The sequence below is a fragment of the Micromonospora chersina genome, assembly GCF_900091475.1.
GTDB classification, from domain to species: domain Bacteria; phylum Actinomycetota; class Actinomycetes; order Mycobacteriales; family Micromonosporaceae; genus Micromonospora; species Micromonospora chersina.
The window spans coordinates 5,375,452-5,392,557 of the sequence record NZ_FMIB01000002.1 but is presented as its reverse complement, the minus strand read 5'-3'; the positions used below and the strand labels follow the sequence as shown (position 1 = coordinate 5,392,557).

Below are 17,106 nucleotides of genomic sequence, written 5' to 3'. Positions count from 1 at the left end.
TCGTCCGGCCCGGCCGGCGCGCCGCGACCCCGCGGGAGAGCCGGTCGGGGGTGGCTACTACGGCGGTTAGTAGGCTGTGCCGGTGAATTCGACTGCGCCGGGACGGCGTCGATGACCACCGCCGCGGCGGCCGGCTCGCCGGTGGACGGCATCCTCGCGACGGCATCGATCGTGCTGTCGCTGCTGATCGCGGTCTGGGCCCTGGTGGCGGCGGTACGCCACCGGGCGCCGGACCGACTCCAGTTCGTCGGCCTGGCCGTGCTGGAGGTGGCCCTGCTGGCGCTCACCGTGGTGGCGCTCGTCGCGCTCGGCGGCGGCGACCGGCCGGGCGAGCCCGGGGCGTTCTTCGGTTACCTGGTGACGCTCGTCTGCCTGCCGCCGCTGGCCTGGGTGCTGGCCCGGATGGAGCCGACCCGGTGGGGCTCGGCGATCGTCTGCGCGGTCTGCCTGGTCACCCCCGTGGTGGTGGTCCGGTTGCAGCAGACCTGGGAGGTCGTCGGTGGCTGAGCAGCGGGCGACGAACCGGGGGCCGGGCCGGCTGCTGATCGCGGTCTACATCCTCTTCGCCATCGCGGCGACCTCGCGGGCCGGGCTCCAGATCGCCACGAAGTTCGACGAGGCGCCGGTGGCGTACCTGCTCTCCGCGCTGGCCGCGCTGATCTACATCGTGGCGGCGGTCGGGCTGGCCCGCGCCGGGCACACCGGCCGCCGGGTCGCGCTGGCCTGCTGCTCGGTGGAGCTGGTCGGGGTGGTCGGCGTCGGCATCCTGAGCCTGGCCGACAAGGAGCTGTTCCCGGACGAGACGGTCTGGTCGGGCTTCGGCAGCGGCTACGGCTACATCCCGCTGGTGCTGCCGGTGCTCGGCCTGTTCTGGCTCTGGCGCACCCGGCACGACGCGGCCTGACCGCCCGCCCGGCTCCGGCCGGGCGGGACGGCTCGGCCGCGGTCAGTCCTTGGGGCCGCCGGCGACGTAGATGACCTGGCCGGAGACGAAGGACGCGCCCTCGCTGGCCAGGAACGAGATGGTGTGCGCGACGTCCTCCGGCCGGCCGGTGCGGCGCACCGGGATCTCGGCGGCGGCGTGCTGCTGGAGCGCCTCGAAGTCGACCTTCATGCGGGCCGCCGTGGCGGCGGTCATGTCGGTGACGATGAAGCCCGGCGCGACCGCGTTGACGGTCACCCCGAACGGGCCCAGCTCGATGGCGAGGGTCTTCGTGAAGCCCTGCATCCCGGCCTTGGCGGCCGAGTAGTTCGCCTGGCCCCGGTTGCCCAGCGCCGAGGTGCTGGAGAGGTTGACGATCCGGCCCCACTTCCGCTCGACCATGTGCTTCTGGGTGGCCTGGCTGAACAGGAACGCGCCGCGCAGGTGCACCCCCAGGACCGTGTCCCAGTCGGCGTCGGTCATCTTGAACAGCAGGTTGTCGCGGAGCACGCCGGCGTTGTTGACAAGCACGGTCGGCGCACCCAGCTCGGCGGCGACCCGCTCCACGGCGGCCTCCACCTGGGCCCGGTCGGACACGTCGGCGCCGACGCCGAGCGCCCGACCGCCGGCGGCGGCGATGGCGTCCACGGTCTCCTTGGTCGCCGACTCCTCGATGTCGACCACGGCGACGGCCATGCCGTCGGCGGCCAGCCGTCGGGCGGTGGCCGCGCCGATGCCGCGCGCGGCTCCGGTCACGATGGCGACGCGGGGCTCCTCCGACATGATTACCTCCCGGTAACTTGGGCTCGATCGAAGGAGCTTAACGCCGGGTCGGTCGTCAGAGCCGGGTGCCCCGGCAGATCCGGATCCACCGGTAGCCGTAGCCGCTCAGCTTCAACCGGTCGAGCTTGCCGACCTCCTCGTAGTTGCGGTCGGTGAGCACGTCGATCGGCAGGTCGGCCTCCGGGGCGAGGATGCTCAGGTCGACCTCCACGTCCTCGGTGCCGAGGTTGTGCAGGAAGACCATCGTCCCGGTCGGACCGTCGGCCCGGTGCGCGAGCACGCCGGGCGGCATCGGCACGTCGATGTGGCTGGTGCTTCCCGAGCCGATCTCCGGAGCCTCCCGGAGTGTGCGGATCATCCGCTCGAACCAGCCCAGCAGCGACCTCGGGTCCTTGCGCTGGGCGGTCACGTTGACCTTCTGGTAGCCGTACTCGCCCTTGTCGATCACCGGGCGGACCAGCTTCTCCGGGTCGGCGGTGGAGAACCCGCCGTTCTCCTTGTACGACCACTGCATCGGGGTGCGGATCGCCTCCCGGCCGGGCAGCGACAGGTCCTCGCCCATCCCGATCTCCTCGCCGTAGCGCAGCACCGGCGTGCCGCGCAGCGAGAACTGGAGCGCGTACGCCAGTTCGATGCGCCGGCGGTCGTTGCCGAGCATCGTGGCCAGGCGGCGGCGGATGCCCCGGCCGTAGAGGCGCATGTCCTCGTCCGGGCCGAACTGCTCGTACACCTGGTTGCGCTGCTCGGCGGTGAGCCGGGACAGGTCGATCTCGTCGTGGTTGCGCAGGAAGGTGGCCCACTGCCCGCCCTCGGGCAGGGCCGGGGTGTCCCGTAGCGCCTCGATGACCGGCTCCGGGTCCTGCCGGGCCAGGGCCAGCATGAGCCGGCCGTTCATCATGAAGTCGAAGAGCATGTGGATGCGGTTGGCCGAGCCGCCGCTGTCACCGAAGTAGACCGGCAGCTGGTCGGGCTCGACGTTGGCCTCGGCCAGCAGGATGGCGTCGCCCCGCCGCCACTGCACGTGCTGGCGCAGTTCGGTGAGGAACTCCAGGTCCTTGGGCGAGTCCGGGTTGCCCGGCTCGGTCAGCTCGATGATGAACGGCACGGCGTCCATGCGGAATCCGGAGACGCCGAGCTGGAGCCAGAACGACATGATCTTCTTGATCTCGGCGCGGACCTCCGGGTTGGCCGCGTTGAGGTCCGGCTGGAACTTGTAGAAGCGGTGGTAGTACCAGGCCTTCGCGGTCCGGTCGTAGCTCCAGGTCTCGTTCTGCTCGCCGGGAAAGACCATGCCCTGGTGGCGGTCCGGCGGCGCCTCGTCGCTCCAGACGTACCAGTCCCGGTACGGCGAGTCGGGCGAGGAGCGGGCGGACTGGAACCACGGGTGCTCGTCCGAGGTGTGGTTGACCACCAGGTCGATGATCACGTGGATGCCCTTGTTCTTCGCCTGGTGCAGCAGTTCGGCGAAGTCGCCGAGGGTGCCCAGCTTCGGGCTGACGTTGTAGAAGTCGGTGACGTCGTAGCCGTCGTCCCGGTTCGGCGACGGGTGGATCGGGTGCAGCCAGAGGCAGGTCACCCCCAGCCGGGCGAGATAGTCGAGCCGGCCGATCAGGCCGCGGAAGTCACCCACCCCGTCGCCGTCGGAGTCCGCGAACGTGTCGACGTCGAGGCAGTAGACCACCGCCTCCTGATACCACCTGTCACCCATGCCCGGTTTACTTCTCCGGTTGCCGACCGCGGCAAACCCCACCGCCGGACAGCCGGCCGGTACGGTGCCGGGATGAGCGCCGACACCCACGCCCTCGACTGGTCCGCCGGCACCTGGCTCAACCCGCCCGAGCGGGCCGACTCCGCCGGCGACGCGCTGCTGGTCGAGCCGCGCGGGGGCAGCGACTTCTGGCGGCGGACCAGCTACGGCTTCGTGCACGACGACGGCTCGGCGCTGCTCGCCCCGTTTCCCGTGGACAGTGCCGTGGAGGTGAGCTTCCGGCTCGACTACACCGCCCAGTTCGACCAGGCCGGGGTGCTCGTCCGGGTGGACGAGCGGCGGTGGACCAAGGCCGGGGTGGAGGTCAGCGACGGGCAGCCGCAGGTCGGCGCGGTCGTCACCGACGAGCGGTCCGACTGGTCGGTGGCGCCGGTGCCGGAGTGGTCGGGGCGGGACGTGACGGTCCGGATCAGCCGGGCCGGTGACGCGCTGACCGTCCGCGCGCGGGCCGACGCGGAGCCGTGGCGGCTGGTCCGGGTGGCCCCGCTGGACCCGGAGGCCGAGGCGGCGGCCGGGCCGTACTGCTGCTCGCCCAGCCGGGGCGGCCTGGTGGTCCGCTTCACCGGCTGGCGGCGGGGACCGGCGGACGCCGCGCTGCACCCGGAGGGCTGACCCGGCGGCCGTGGCTCCGGTCACCGGCAGGTGTGCCGGGCGCCGGCCGGGGTACCGCTTACGGATCCCCGGGACCACGCGGAAGGACGCCCATGGCACTCGCCCAGAACGTCGACCCGAACCAGTTCACCGGGCTGACCGGCTGGGTGGCGAGCGTCATCGACTCGTTCGGCGCGGTCGGGGTGGCCCTGCTGGTCGCCCTGGAGAGCATCATCCCGCCGATCCCCAGCGAGGTCGTGCTGGCCATGGCGGGCTACCTGGCCGCCGAGGGCCGGTTCAACGTCGCGCTCATCGTGCTGGCCGCGACGGCCGGCTCGCTGCTCGGCGCGCTGGTGCTCTACTGGCTCGGCGCGGCCCTCGGCGAGGAACGGCTGAAGCGCTGGCTGGACCACATCCCCCTGGTGGACCGGGACGACCTGGAGAAGGCCGACCGCTGGTTCGAGCGGCACGGCCGGTGGGCGGTGCTGATCGGCCGGGTAGTGCCGGTGGTGCGCAGCCTGGTCTCCGTGCCGGCCGGCGCCAACCGCATGCCGCTCGGCGAGTTCGTCCTGCTCACCACGCTGGGCAGCGGGGTGTGGAACGCGCTGATCGTCGGGGCCGGTTTCGCGCTCGGCTCGCGCTGGGAACGGGTCAACCAGTACAGCGACTGGTTCAACTACGCGATCTTCGCGGTCTTCGCCGTGATGATCGTCAGCTGGGTGGTCAAGAAGGTGCGCCGGCGGCGCGCCCGGCAGTCGGTGACCGCCGGGCGCTGACCGCGGCGCGGGATCAGAATCCCGCGGTGATGGTGGTGAACTCCCAGGTGTTCTGCGAGATGCCGGAGCAGTTGGAGACCACCCCGCCGCCCGGGCAGGGCCGGTCCCGGTTGACCGACCAGAAGGTGAAGCGGGCGAGCCCGCGGGCCTTCGCCCAGTCCCGGATCTGCGTCCAGGTGGCCGGGGAGGTCAGCTCCTGCTGGTCGGAGAGGCCGTTCATGCCGGAGATGCCCATGTGGGCGTACGCGGTCGCGTCGGACCAGCCGAAGGCGGTCTTCAGCGCGTTCTTCAGCCCCTCGGCCGCGTTGACAGTGCTCTGGTACATGTTCGCGCCGCCGCCGAAGTCGAACGGCATGATGGTGAAGACGTCGATGTTGGCGCCCTTCGCCGCGGCCTGGTTGATCAGGCGGGTGCCGTAGTAGTTCGGTCCGGTGGTCGAGGTGCCGAAGGTGACGATCGTCCGGATCCCCGGGTTGTTCTGCTTGACGATCTTCAGGGCGTCCAGGATCCGGTCCTGCACCACCTCGTTCTCGAACTCGTCGCTGTTCTCGATGTCGATGTCGATCGCCTTGAGCCCGTAGGCGTTGATGACCTGCTGGTAGGCGCCGGCCAGCGCGCTGGCCGAGGAGCAGTTCGGGCCGAGCTTGTTGCCGCTCCAGCCGCCGAAGGACGGGATGATGTCTCCGCCGGCCGCCTTGATCGCGGCGATGGTGCTGGCGTGCGTGCCGCCGGTGAGCGGGCCGCTGCCGTCCCAGGCCGGGGTGCAGCCGCCGCCGGAGAGCACGAACGCGATGGTGAACCACTTGATCCCGGTCGCGCCCATCACCGTCGACGGCGCGGGCGGGTCGCCCCAGCCCGGGTAGAGGTAGGGCGCCGCGGCCATCGCGCCGCCGCCCCCGCCGGTGCAGCCGGTCGTGGTGGCGGACACCGCCCCGGACTTCGCGGACTCCCCGCTGGCGTTGTACGCGGCCACCGTGTAGCTGTGCCCGGTGCAGGCGCTCAGCCCGGAGACGGTGGCCGAGGTGCCGGTGACGGTGGCCTTCACGGTGCCGCCCTCGTAGACCCGGTAGCCGGTGACCGTGCCGGAGACGGCGTTCCAGGCCAGGGAGACCGAGGTGTTTGTGGTGCCGGTGACCCGGAGGCCGCCGGGGGTGGCCGGCGCGCCGGGGGTGCCGCCGCCCCCGCCCGTGCAGGAGCCGCCGTTGACCGTGCAGTTGGTCGGGTTGCCGGTGCCGTTGACGTTGAACCCGAAGGTGGTGCTGGCGCCCGGGGCGAGGGTGCCGTTCCAGGACTGGTTCACCGCGGTGACGTGCTGCCCGGAGGTGGTCAGCCGGGCGTCCCAGAACGAGCCGAGGGTGCTGCCGGCGGGCAGGTCGAACTGGACGTTCCACGAGGAGATGCTGGTCGAGGTGTCGTTGGTGACGGTGAACTTGCCCTCGTACCCGGTCTCCCAACTGGTGGTGCGGACGAAGGCGGCGGTGGCGGCGGAGGCGGGTGGCGCGGCCAGCAGGGTGCCGGCGACCAGGGCGGCGGCGAGCGTGGCGGCGAACGTCGCCATACGGGTGGAGCGGAGTCTCACGGCGTCCTCCAGGGACCGTTGTGGTGGAGGGTGGGCATTTACGACCGTCGACGTGCGCTCATTATTAAGACTGTTAACTGTTTCTGTCCAGAGGCAACCGGGGGTCCCCCGCGGGGACCCCCGGAGCGGCCGGCTCAGCGCCGGAAGGTGAACCAGTTGACGTTGACGAAGTCGGCCGGCTGGCCGCTGGTGAAGGTCAGGTAGACGGTGTGCCGGCCGGTGACCGCGGCGACGTTGCCCGGCACCGAGCGCCAGCTCTGCCAGCCGCCGGTGTTGGCGACCGCGAAGCTGCCGATCGGCGGGTTCGACGGGCTGTCCACCCGGACCTCGACCAGCCCGCTCACCCCGGCCGGCGCACCCGAGGCGACCCGGGCCACGAAGTCCTTCGGCGGCGTGGCGCCGAACTCCACGTTGTCGTAGCGGGCCCAGTCGCCGTTGGCCAGCCAGCCGATGTCCTGGCCGCCCTCACTGCACGACTCCACCTGCACCCCGTTCTGCCCGCTGAACGCCTCGGCCTGGATGGTCGAGTACGCGTCCACCGACCCGCCGGGCGGCGGAGTGGTCGGGGTGGGCGACGGCGTGCCGCCGCCACCACGGGTGTACGCGGCCACGTAGTCGACGAGCATGGGCCGGCCGGAGACGGTCGAGGCGGTGGGCGTGGCGGAGCCGGCCACCCCGTTCGGGAAGCCGCCGCCCATCGCCACGTTGAGCAGCATGAAGTAGCCGTTGTGGTTGGTCATCTGACCCCAGTACGGCTCACCCACCTGGCTCTGGCTGACGGTGTGGAAGAGTTGGCCGTCGACGTACCAGCGCAGCTGCTGGGGACTGATCGAGGCGTCCCACTCGAACCGGTAGGTGTGGAACGCCGACTGGCAGGTGCTGCCCGGGCAGGCCCGGGAGTTGCCGATGCCGTTGAACTCGTTGCACGGCCCGCCCGGGGCGACGCCGCAGTGGAGCACGCCCCAGACCGAGTTGATCCCGTTGACGTTCTCCATCACGTCGAACTCGCCGATGCCCGGCCAGTTCTGGTAGTTGCCCCGGTACGGCGAGCCCAGCGCCCAGAAGGCCGGCCAGTAGCCGGCGGCCTGGGCGCCTGTCACGTTGGGCATCTGGATCCGCCCCTCCAGGGCTAGGACGCCGCCGGCGGGCGGCTTGAAGTTGGCGCGGACCGTCTCGATCCGGGCCGAGGTCCACCGGCCGGAGCCGTCCTTGAGCGGTGTGATCCGCAGGTTGCCGGCGCCGTCCTGGGACAGGTTGGCGGTGCTGGAGGTGTAGGTCTGGATCTCGCCGGTGCCCCAGTTGGCCGGGCCGCCCGGGTAGCTGGTGCCGGTGTCGATGATCCAGTTGGCCGAGGAGGGCAGGGTGCCGGCCGCACCCGTGAAGTCGTCGCTCCACACCAGACTCCAGCCGCTGGGCGGCGGCGGCACGGCGGCGTGGGCGGTCATGGTGACGGTGGCGAGGGCGGTGGTGGTGGCGAGCACGGCGGCCGCCAGGGAGAGCCGCCGGCGCGACGGGCGCACGGCGGAGGGGGCGGCCGTGGCCGCCGGGACAGGGTTCATCGGGGTGCCTCTCTGCGGGGACGGGCAGGAGAGAGCGCTCTCTGAGGCGTTTTCTACGCGCCCGTCCCCGCACTTGTCAACGCCCGTCGATGCCTTCCGGCTGGGGCCGGCGCAGCACGGCCTGCTCCAGCGCGGTCCACGCCGTCGTGGTGACCAGGTAGAGCACCGCCGCGAGCGGCACCACCAGCCCCACCAGCACCGTGGTGAAGGGCAGCAGCGGCACCAGCCAACCCAGCACCGCGGCGCCCGGGCCCTCGGTCGGCGCGCCCGCGATGGTGCCCGTTGCCGCGGCCGCCCGGCGCGCCCGCCGCGCGGACCACCAGGCCAGCACGAGCAGCGCCGCCAGCAGCACCCCGAACACCGCCACCACCGGACCGGTGAGCCCGTCACCGAGGTGCCATCCCAGGGGTACGCCGGCGAGCTTCTCGTCCAGCAGGCGCGTGTGCCCGTCACCGGTGGCGAAGAGGCGGTACATGACCAGGAAGAACGGCGCCTGCAACAGCGCCGGCAGGCAGCCCGCGACCGGGCTGGCCCCGGCCCGACGGTAGAGCGCGAACAACTCGCTCTGCATGCGGGCGGGATCGTCGGCGTACCGGCGCTGGAGGTCGCGGACCTCGGGGGCGAGCGCCGCGCGGCGCCGCTCCCCGCGGACCTGGGCCAGGGTGAGCGGCGAGATGAGCAGCCGGACCCCGACGGTGAACAGGACGATCGCGGCGGCCGTCGCGGCGCCGCCGGTCAGCGGGGCGAGCGTGTCGGCGAGCCAGGTGACGACGGTGGCGGCGGCGGAGGTCGCGGCGTGCAGTGGTGCGAAGGCGAGCATGGGAAACCCCTCGGTCCGATCCCGGATGCCCCGACGGGACGACGCGTCCCGGCGGGACGGATGACGACGGAACCGGCCGCGGCGGCGGCGCGCCGGAGGGAGGACCCGACGCGGGGCGGCTACGCGGCCGAGGGCAGCAGCCCGGGCGCACGGGGACGAGGCCGCCCCGGGGCGTCCGGGTCGACCTGCCGGGGCACCCGGCGGTGCCGGGCCCGGGCCCGCAGGGCGACGGCGCGCGGTCCGCCGCGCGGCGCGGGCAGCGCCCGCACCCGCAGCGCGAGCAGCGTGGCGAGCAGCAGCGCGGCGGCCACCGCCGCGCCGGCGAGCAGGCCGGCCGGGCGGTCCGCGAGCAGGGCGAGGGCGTACGCCCACGTCCCGGTCAACAGCATCCCTGCCACACGACCACCCTAGAACCCGTTGTCACGCCCCGGACCCGATCGCGGCGCGCGCTCGGCGACACGCCGTGCCGAGCGTTTCCCCACGCCGACACGGTGGGTAACAGGGCGTCGACCGGGCGGCACGGTGCCGCGGCCGGTACGGAGCGGACGGTGGTGTCGATGAGCGGGTCAGTGGCGGAGCGGGAACGGAACGCCGCACCCGGCGGGACGGACCTGCTGACGGTCGGCGTGGAGGAGGAGTTCCTCCTCGTCGACCCGCACACCGGGGCCGCCGTGCCCGCCGTCGACCTCGTCATGGAGCAGGTGCCGGCCGAGTTGCGGGGCCAGGTGGAACGGGAGTTCCAGACCAGCCAGATCGAGATCGGCAGCCCGCCCGGCCTGGAGCTGTCCTCCATCCGGCACTCGCTGGCGATGCTCCGCGGCGAACTGGCCGCCGCCGCCGAGCGGGCCGGCGTCCGGCTGCTGGCCATCGGCACCGGGCCGGTGGACGGACCCGTGCCCCCCGTGGTGGACAAGCCCCGCTTCGACCGCATGATCGAGCGGTTCAGGCTGCTGGTGCCGGGGCCCGGCAACAACGGCATGCACGTGCACGTCGGCGTCCCGGACGCCGAGACCGGGGTGCAGGTGCTCAACCACGTCCGGCCCTGGCTGCCCATCCTGCACGCGGTCACCGCCAACTCCCCGTTCGCCAAGGGCGAGGACACCGGCTACGCGAGCTGGCGCTCGGTCGAGTGGGAGCGCTGGCCCTCCGTGGCGCCCACCCCCTGGCTGGAGTCGCACGAACACTACGAGCGGCTGATCCGGCAGCTCATCGCCAGCGGCGTGATGCTCGACGAGGGAATGCTCTACTGGTACGCCCGGCTCTCCGCCAAGTACCCGACCGTGGAGATCCGGATCGGTGACGTCTGCCCCTCGGTGGACGACGCGGTGCTGGTCGCCGCCCTGGTCCGGGCCCTCGTGGCGACCGCCAGGACGGAGATCGCCGAGGGGCGGCCGGCCATCAACACCGACCACCACCTGCTGGTCGCCGCGCACTGGCGGGCGGCCCACGACGGGCTGGAGGGCGAGGGCGTCGACCTCACCGACGGCGAGCTGCGCCCGGCCTGGGAACTGCTCGACGGGCTGGTCGAGCGGGTCCGCCCGGAACTCGCGCGGCACGGCGACCTCGACCAGGTGACCGACCTGCTGGGCGGGCTGCGCCGGCACGGCAGCGGCGCGGCACGGCAGCGGGCGGTGTTCGCGCGTACCGGCAAGCTCGTGGACGTGGTCGCGGACGTGGCACGGCAGACCCGGGGCTGAGCGCCCCCGCCGGCCCGGCGGCCGTGACAGGATGGCGTCGTGACGGAGCGGATGGTCGTCGTCGGCGGGGACGCCGCCGGAATGTCGGCGGCGTCCCAGGCCCGGCGCCTCCGCGACCGGAGCGACCTGGAGATCGTCGCCTTCGAGCGGGGCCACTTCACCTCCTACTCCGCCTGCGGCATCCCGTTCTGGGTCAGCGGGCTCGTGCCGGAGCGCGACCAGCTCATCGCCCGGGACCCCGCCACCTTCCGCGACGACTTCGACATCGAGGTCCGGCTGCGGCACGAGGTCACCGCCATCGACCTCGACCGCCGCGAGGTGGTCGCCCGCGACCTGGAGGGCGGCGGCGAGGTCCGCGAGCGCTTCGACACGCTGATGTACGCCACCGGCGCGCGCCCGATCCAGCCCGACTGGGCGCGCGGCGGCGTGGCCGGGGTGTTCGGCATGCAGACCCTCGACGACGGCACCGCGCTGCTCGACTGGCTGGACCGCGAGCCGAAGCCCCGCCGCGCGGTGGTGGTCGGCGGCGGCTACATCGGCGTGGAGATGGCCGAGGCGCTGCTGCACCACGGGCTCTCGGTCGACCTGGTCGAGCAGGCCGACCAGCCGATGGCGACCGTCGACCCGGACATGGGCGAACTGGTGGCCGAGGCGATGCGGGGCACCGGCATCGGCATCCGCACCGGTCTCACCGTCACCGGCCTCGAGGAACGGGACGGCCGGATCGCCGCCGTGGTCACCAACGAGGGCCCGATGCCGGCCGACGTCGTGGTGCTGGGCCTGGGCGTACGACCGAACACCGCCCTCGGCGAGGCCGCCGGCCTGCCGGTCGGCCCGTCCGGGGCGATCCGCGTCGACCGGCGGATGCGGGTGCCCGGGGTGCCCGGTGTCTGGGCGGCCGGCGACTGCGTGGAGTCGCTGCACCGGGTCAGCGGCATGCCGGTGCACATCCCGCTGGGCACGTACGCCAACAAGCAGGGCCGGGTCGCCGGCATCAACATCGGCGGCGGGTACGCGACCTTCCCCGGCGTGATCGGCACCGCGGTGACGAAGGTCTGCGACCTGGAGGTGGGGCGCACCGGCCTGCGCGAACGGGACGCCACCACGGCCGGCTTCGAGTTCATCACCGTGCTGGCCGAGTCGACCAACCGGGCCGGCTACTACCCGGGCGCCCGGCCGATGACTGTGAAGCTGATCGCCGAGCGGCCCAGCGGCCGGCTGCTGGGCGCGCAGATCGTCGGCTGGTCCGAGGCGGCCAAGCGGATCGACACGCTGGCCGTGGCGCTGTGGAACAACATGACTGTGGACGACATGACCGCGCTCGACCTGGGCTACGCGCCGCCGTACGCCCCGGTCTGGGACCCGGTGCTGATCGCCGCCCGCAAGGCCGTCGAGGCGCTGGCCCACTCCGGCCGCTGACCCCTGTCGGGTTTCGGGTGCGGTTGTTGTCGCTGGGGCGACAAGAAACGCACCCGAAGCGCGGTGGGATCGACCGGTGCGAGTGCCGGGAGACGACGCGTCGGGGCTGGAGTGGACGCTGTTCACCCAGTGCGGGGTGCTCACCTGGGCGCAGGCGGTCGCCGAGCTGACGCCGGGAAAGGTGCGGCACCTGCTGGCCAGCGGCCGTTGGCAACGGGTGTGCCGCGGGGTGCTCCGGGCTGCCCCGGACGGCCCGTTCAGCCAGGACCAGCAGTGGTGGGTCGCGGTGCTGGCGGCGGGCGAGGGGGCGGTGCTCGCCGGGCTGGCATCCGCGCGTGCCGGCGGTTTGCGGGGCACCTGGCGGTACGAGGCGGTGGACGTCCTGGTGCCCCACCAGCGGCGGGCGCCCGACCTGCTGCGACGCCTCCCGCTGGGCCTGCCGGCCGTCCGGGTGCGCCGGGTACGCCAACTCCCCGCGGCCGACCACCAGCGGGGCCGTCCGGACCGGACGACCATGGCACGGTCCCTGGTGGACGCGGCACGGTGGGCGCGTACCGACGAGGAGGCGCAGGAGATCGTCGCGGCCGGCTGCCAACAGCGGCGGGCGACCCCGGCGGAGATCGGCGCGGTGCTGGAGCGGATGCCCCGCGCGCGGCGGCGCGGCCTGATCCGGGAGACGCTGCGCGACGTGGCCGGCGGCGCCGAGGCCCTGTCCGAGATCGACCTGGTCCGGCTCTGCCGCCGCCACGGCCTGCCGGCGCCGGACGGGCAGGCACGCCGGCGGGACGCCGACGGCCGGCAGCGCTACCTGGACGCCTACTGGCCACGCTGGCGGTTGCACGTCGAGGTGGACGGCGCGCACCACATGGACGTCCGGCACTGGGCGGCGGACCTGCGCCGCCAGAACCGGGTCTGGATCGAGGGCGACCGGATACTGCGGTTCACCGCCTTCGACGTCCGCCACCGCCCGGACGAGGTGGTGGCGCAACTCCGCGCCGCCCTCACCGCGGCCGGCTGGCGTCCCTGACCCGTTGCGGGTGCACCTGTTGTCGTCCCAGCGACAACAGACGCACCCGAAGCTCTTTGTCGGGGGGCGCGGTTACCTTGTGCGCGCTGTCGCGTTGCCGGGTCCGGCACTTCCCCTCGGAGGCATCCCATGTCGCAGGAGACGACGTACCTCGAACTGTCCGAAGTGGACGGTGGAGCGCACAAGTTCTACGAGGTGGTGGTCGATGGCACCACGATGAGCGTGCGCTACGGCCGGATCGGCGACCAGGGCCAGGTGAAGTGCAGCAGCTTCCCGGACAACGCCCGCGCCCGGGCCGCCGCCGCCAAGAAGATCGGCGAGAAGGTCCGCAAGGGATACGCCCCGGCGGTCCCCGGCGTACGCCAGAAGCGCGCCGTCTCCCGCCGGCAGATCGTCAGCACCCGCTCCACCGCCCGCACCGCACCGGTCCTCTGGCGCTACGCCTCGGGCGCGCCCGCGTTCGGCATCTTCATCGACGGGCAGACCTGCATGGTGGGCAACGAGCACGGCGTGATCACCACGCTCGACCACGACGCCCGGGTGCTGCACCAGGTCCGGCTCCCCGACGGGGTGAAGTGCATCGTCGCCGACGACGCCTGGATCTACGCGGGCTGCGACGACGGCAACGTCTACGACCTCTCCGGCAAGGTGCCCCGGGTGGCGTACGCGATCGCCCCCGACATCGACATCTACTGGCTGGACATCCACGACGGCGTGCTGGGCGTGTCCGACCGCGAGGGCGGCATCGCCGCGGTCGACCACGAGGACGAGTTCCTGTGGCGCCGGCCGGGCCGGGGCCGCTCGGCCTGGATGGTGCGCTGCGACACCGACGCCCTCTACCACGGCCACTCGCAGGGGGTCACCGGCTACGACTGGCGGACCGGGCGGGAGCTGTGGCACACCCGCACCGGTGCGGTGCTGTTCGGCTGGCAGGAACGCGACGCCGTGTTCGCCGGCACGGGCACCCGCGAGGTGGTGCGGCTGCGCAAGGACGGCCGGGCCGAGCGGACCTACCGGTGCGACGCCGCGGTCTTCTCCTGCGCCACGGCCGAGGGCGGCCGGTACGTCTTCGCCGGCGACAGCGCCTCCTCGATCTACTGCTTCGACGAGGCCGGCAACCGGCTGTGGAAGCTGGGCACCGGCTGCGGCTCGGCGTACTCGATGCAGTACCACGAGGAGCGGCTCTACGTGGTGACCACCGGCGGCTACCTGGCGTGCATCGACGCCAGCGAGCCGGCGATCCGGGCCGCCGAGGCGGGCAGCGTGCCGGAGGTGGTCGACGTGAAGGCCCCGGCCCGGCTGCCCGAGCCGGCCGCCTGGACCAGCGTGGAGGTGACCACCGACGACCGGTCCGGCGTGGTGGTGCAGTGCGTCGACCAGGGCGGCCGGCTCCGCGTCCACGTGCTCTCCGACGGCTACCGGCGCGACTGGTCGGTGCAGTTTCCCAAGGGCATCCGCGAGCCCGGGGCCCGCTACCTGGTCACCGAGGTCCGCGAGGCCGGGCGGGGCGGCTTCTACCGGGCGTACGGCGACATCCGCCGGCTCCGCTGAGCGTTATCGCGTTGTCGGCGCCGACGCCCCGCCCGCAGGATGGCCGGATGGAGATCCCCGAGGGGCTGCGCTGGACCGAGCGGTATCCGGCCGGCCGGGCCTGGCTGGCCACCCTGCCGGACCGGCTGGCCGACTGCGCCGCCCGGTGGGAGCTGCGGGTCGGCCCGCCCTTCGCGTACGCGTTCGCGTCGCTGGCCGTGCCGGCGGAGCTGCCGGACGGCACCCCGGCGGTGCTGAAGCTCCAGTACCCGGACGACGACAGCGTGCACGAGGCGACCGCGCTGGCGCACTGGGCCGGCCGGGGCGCGATCCGGCTGCTGGCCCACGACGCTGAGCGCCGCGCCCTGCTGGTCGAGCGTTGCGTCCCCGGTACCCCGCTGCACGCGCTGCCGCCCGAGGCGGCACTCGACGTGGCGGTCGGTCTGCTGCCCCGGGTCTGGGTGCCGGCCGGCCCGCCGTTCACGCCGCTCGCCGAGGAGGCCGCCGGCTGGGCCGAGCGGCTGCCGGCGAAGTGGGAGCGGCTGAACCGGCCGTTCGAGCGGCGGCTGCTGGACGTCGCGCTCGGGCTGCTCGCCGACCTGGTGCCCAGCCAGGGCGAGCAGGTGCTGGTCAACCAGGACCTGCACGCCGGCAACGTGCTGGCGGCCGGCCGCGAGCCGTGGCTGGTCATCGACCCGAAGCCGCTGGTGGGCGAGCGCGAGTTCGGGGCGGTGCCGCTGGTGCGCGGCCCCGAGCTGGGCCGCTCCCCCGGCGCGCTCCGGCACCGGCTGGACCGGCTCACCGCCGAACTGGACCTGGACCGCGAGCGGGTGCGCGGCTGGGCGGTCGTGCACACGCTGGCCTGGAGCATCGGCGAGGACGAGGTCTTCCCGCACCAGGTCGAGACGGTTCGCCGGCTGCTCGACATGGCGTGACCGGTCCAGCGAGATTCGCAGGCCGGCCGGGCGTGACCGGTCCAGCGAGATTCGCAGGCCGGCCGGGCGTGACCGGTCCAGGGGGCCGGTCACGCCACGACACGCGGCGGTCAGGCCGGGTACGGGACCGCCTCGCGAGCCGTCCGCAGGGCGCCGGCCCACCAGGCGAGCTGGTCCAGCAGGGTTTTGGCGTATCCGGACGCCGCGGCGTCGAGCGGCTGACCGTCCTTCCACGACGTGAAGTAGTTCGGGAAGGCGAGCCCGTCGCGGATCGTCACCGCGTGCAGTTCGGTGAGCACGTTCTCCAGGTGCAGGACGGCGTGCCGGCCGCCGGCGGCCCCGCCGTAGCTCACGAAGGCCACCGGCTTGGCCGTCCACTGGGTGAAGTGCCAGTCGATGGCCGCCTTCAGCGCGGCCGGGTAGCTGTGGTTGTACTCGGGCGTGACCAGGATGAACGCGTCCGCGTCCGTCAGCCGGGCGGTGAGCGGCGCCATGGCCGCCGGGCGCGGGTACGCGTCACCCGCGAACTTCGGTGACTCGGCCGGCAGCGCGAGCGGGATCTCCACGTCGGCGAGGTCGACGACGTCGACGTCGAACCCGCCGTGCTCGCGCGCCCGCTCGGCGACCCAGGACGCGACGACCGGCCCGAACCGGCCCTCGCGGACGCTTCCGATGACGATGACCAACTTGTGCTTCTCGTTCATGGGCTCCACGGTCCGCCGCCGCGACGGCGGCAACCAGACCGCACCGAGGCTGGCCCCCGCAGGGCCACGCTACGCCGGCCGGGGCGGCCGGAACCCGCCCTAGACTTCGACCCATGGGTACGCCACTGGGTGACTTCGTCCGCGCCAAGCGCGACAGCCTCCAGCCGGAGTCCTTCGGCCTGCCCGACCGGGGCCGGCGCCGCTCCCCAGGCCTGAGCCGTGCGGAGGTGGCCACCCGCTCGGGGATCAGCGTCGAATACCTGACCCGCATCGAGCAGGGCCGGGACCGCAACCCCTCGCACTCGGTCCTGCACGCCCTCGCGGACGGCCTGAGCCTCGACGCCGGGGAACGCGAACACCTCCGCTACCTCGCGAAGATCACCGGTGGGGGCTGCCCCGGGCACCGGCCGCCGGCCCCGCCGAACCGCGAGGTCCGGCCCACCGTGCGGGAGACCCTCCGGCTGCTCGAACCGGGGGTCGCGTTCGTCACCAACCGGCTCGGCGACGTGCTCGCCCACACGAGCGGGTTCGAGCTGGTCATGGGCGGCATCGGGCTGCTCGACGCCGACGAGCCGAACCTGACCCGCTACGTGTTCACCGATCCGCGGGCGCGGAGCGTGTTCCCCGACTGGGACCGGGTCGCCGACGAGCAGGCATTCGACCTGTGGCTCGGGCCCTCCGCGGAAAGCTCGGAGTGGTTCAGGGTCCAGCTAGCTCCCGTCGCCGGGCCGGAGTTCACCCGGCGGCTCCAACGGCACCTGCCGCCGCCACAGGTCCCGCTCCGGCTCGACCATCCCGCCGTGGGCGAGCTGCGCTGGCACCGGGAGAAGCTGGAACTGCCGAGCACCGACGCGCAGGAACTGGTCGTCCTGCTGCCCGCCGACGAGGCCACCGCCCAGGCCGTCGAGCGGCTCCGGCACCACCGCCACGGCGCCCTCCGCGCCGTCGGCTGACCGGGCCGTCGGCTGGCCGGGCCGCGCTCGGCGGCCGGTTCAC

General features: G+C 73.4%; 17 protein-coding genes. 10 read left to right on the top strand and 7 right to left on the bottom strand.

Going from position 1 to position 17,106, the window contains the following annotated elements; genetic code table 11:
• Nucleotides 1-111 precede the first annotated feature (111 nt).
• Nucleotides 112-507, top strand: a complete 396-nt coding sequence (locus GA0070603_RS25145; protein WP_091318644.1) for a hypothetical protein — start codon at nucleotides 112-114, stop codon at nucleotides 505-507.
• On the top strand, nucleotides 500-904 hold the full coding sequence (locus GA0070603_RS25140) for a hypothetical protein (protein ID WP_091318641.1): 405 nt from the start codon (nucleotides 500-502) through the stop codon (nucleotides 902-904). Before GA0070603_RS25145 ends, GA0070603_RS25140 begins: the two co-directional genes overlap by 8 nt.
• Before the next feature lie 42 nt (nucleotides 905-946).
• On the opposite strand, the gene fabG is transcribed toward GA0070603_RS25140, so the two are convergent.
• Together fabG and GA0070603_RS25130 are read right to left on the bottom strand one after the other, a co-directional pair.
• Complete coding sequence (gene fabG, locus GA0070603_RS25135; protein WP_091318638.1) at nucleotides 947-1,705, bottom strand: 3-oxoacyl-ACP reductase FabG; 759 nt, start codon at nucleotides 1,703-1,705, stop codon at nucleotides 947-949.
• Between the two features lie 55 nt (nucleotides 1,706-1,760).
• Nucleotides 1,761-3,413, bottom strand: coding sequence for an alpha-amylase family protein (locus GA0070603_RS25130; RefSeq protein WP_091318635.1), 1,653 nt, complete (start codon nucleotides 3,411-3,413; stop codon nucleotides 1,761-1,763).
• 72 nt (nucleotides 3,414-3,485) lie between these two features.
• Here GA0070603_RS25130 and GA0070603_RS25125 point away from each other — a divergent pair, with 72 nt between their 5' ends.
• A complete protein-coding gene (locus tag GA0070603_RS25125; protein WP_091318632.1) occupies nucleotides 3,486-4,085 on the top strand; it encodes a DUF1349 domain-containing protein in 600 nt (199 codons plus the stop codon).
• A gap of 92 nt (nucleotides 4,086-4,177) precedes the next feature.
• Nucleotides 4,178-4,840: a DedA family protein gene (locus GA0070603_RS25120; protein WP_091318630.1), complete on the top strand. Its 663-nt coding sequence runs from the start codon at nucleotides 4,178-4,180 to the stop codon at nucleotides 4,838-4,840.
• 13 nt (nucleotides 4,841-4,853) lie between these two features.
• Here the strand turns inward: GA0070603_RS25120 and GA0070603_RS25115 are convergent, their stop codons facing one another.
• The 4 genes from GA0070603_RS25115 to GA0070603_RS25100 form a co-directional block, all read right to left on the bottom strand.
• Nucleotides 4,854-6,419 carry a cellulose binding domain-containing protein gene (locus tag GA0070603_RS25115; RefSeq protein WP_091318627.1) on the bottom strand — a complete coding sequence of 522 codons (1,566 nt, stop codon included), beginning with the start codon at nucleotides 6,417-6,419 and terminating at the stop codon, nucleotides 4,854-4,856.
• Between the two features lie 134 nt (nucleotides 6,420-6,553).
• Nucleotides 6,554-7,978 carry a carbohydrate-binding protein gene (locus GA0070603_RS25110; protein ID WP_091318624.1) on the bottom strand — a complete coding sequence of 475 codons (1,425 nt, stop codon included), beginning with the start codon at nucleotides 7,976-7,978 and terminating at the stop codon, nucleotides 6,554-6,556.
• Nucleotides 7,979-8,054: 76 nt separating this feature from the next.
• The gene (locus tag GA0070603_RS25105) at nucleotides 8,055-8,798 is read right to left on the bottom strand and encodes a YidC/Oxa1 family membrane protein insertase (protein WP_091318621.1); all 744 of its coding nucleotides are present in this window, start codon (nucleotides 8,796-8,798) and stop codon (nucleotides 8,055-8,057) included.
• 119 nt (nucleotides 8,799-8,917) lie between these two features.
• Nucleotides 8,918-9,187 carry a DUF6412 domain-containing protein gene (locus GA0070603_RS25100; protein ID WP_091318619.1) on the bottom strand — a complete coding sequence of 90 codons (270 nt, stop codon included), beginning with the start codon at nucleotides 9,185-9,187 and terminating at the stop codon, nucleotides 8,918-8,920.
• 159 nt (nucleotides 9,188-9,346) lie between these two features.
• Here GA0070603_RS25100 and GA0070603_RS25095 point away from each other — a divergent pair, with 159 nt between their 5' ends.
• From GA0070603_RS25095 to GA0070603_RS25075, 5 genes are all read left to right on the top strand, one after another.
• Nucleotides 9,347-10,495, top strand: a complete 1,149-nt coding sequence (locus GA0070603_RS25095) for a carboxylate-amine ligase (RefSeq protein WP_091318617.1) — start codon at nucleotides 9,347-9,349, stop codon at nucleotides 10,493-10,495.
• Between the two features lie 39 nt (nucleotides 10,496-10,534).
• The gene (locus GA0070603_RS25090; RefSeq protein ID WP_091318615.1) at nucleotides 10,535-11,914 is read left to right on the top strand and encodes an FAD-dependent oxidoreductase; all 1,380 of its coding nucleotides are present in this window, start codon (nucleotides 10,535-10,537) and stop codon (nucleotides 11,912-11,914) included.
• Nucleotides 11,915-11,990: 76 nt separating this feature from the next.
• Nucleotides 11,991-12,941: a DUF559 domain-containing protein gene (locus GA0070603_RS25085; RefSeq protein WP_091318612.1), complete on the top strand. Its 951-nt coding sequence runs from the start codon at nucleotides 11,991-11,993 to the stop codon at nucleotides 12,939-12,941.
• A gap of 129 nt (nucleotides 12,942-13,070) precedes the next feature.
• Nucleotides 13,071-14,492, top strand: coding sequence for a WGR domain-containing protein (locus GA0070603_RS25080; RefSeq protein ID WP_091318610.1), 1,422 nt, complete (start codon nucleotides 13,071-13,073; stop codon nucleotides 14,490-14,492).
• A gap of 47 nt (nucleotides 14,493-14,539) precedes the next feature.
• Nucleotides 14,540-15,406, top strand: a complete 867-nt coding sequence (locus GA0070603_RS25075; protein WP_091318607.1) for an aminoglycoside phosphotransferase family protein — start codon at nucleotides 14,540-14,542, stop codon at nucleotides 15,404-15,406.
• Between the two features lie 110 nt (nucleotides 15,407-15,516).
• Here the strand turns inward: GA0070603_RS25075 and GA0070603_RS25070 are convergent, their stop codons facing one another.
• Nucleotides 15,517-16,110 carry an NADPH-dependent FMN reductase gene (locus GA0070603_RS25070; protein WP_091318605.1) on the bottom strand — a complete coding sequence of 198 codons (594 nt, stop codon included), beginning with the start codon at nucleotides 16,108-16,110 and terminating at the stop codon, nucleotides 15,517-15,519.
• A gap of 113 nt (nucleotides 16,111-16,223) precedes the next feature.
• On the opposite strand from GA0070603_RS25070, the gene GA0070603_RS25065 reads away from it, so the two are divergent.
• Nucleotides 16,224-17,063 carry a helix-turn-helix domain-containing protein gene (locus tag GA0070603_RS25065; RefSeq protein WP_091318603.1) on the top strand — a complete coding sequence of 280 codons (840 nt, stop codon included), beginning with the start codon at nucleotides 16,224-16,226 and terminating at the stop codon, nucleotides 17,061-17,063.
• The last annotated feature ends 43 nt before the right edge of the window (nucleotides 17,064-17,106 follow it).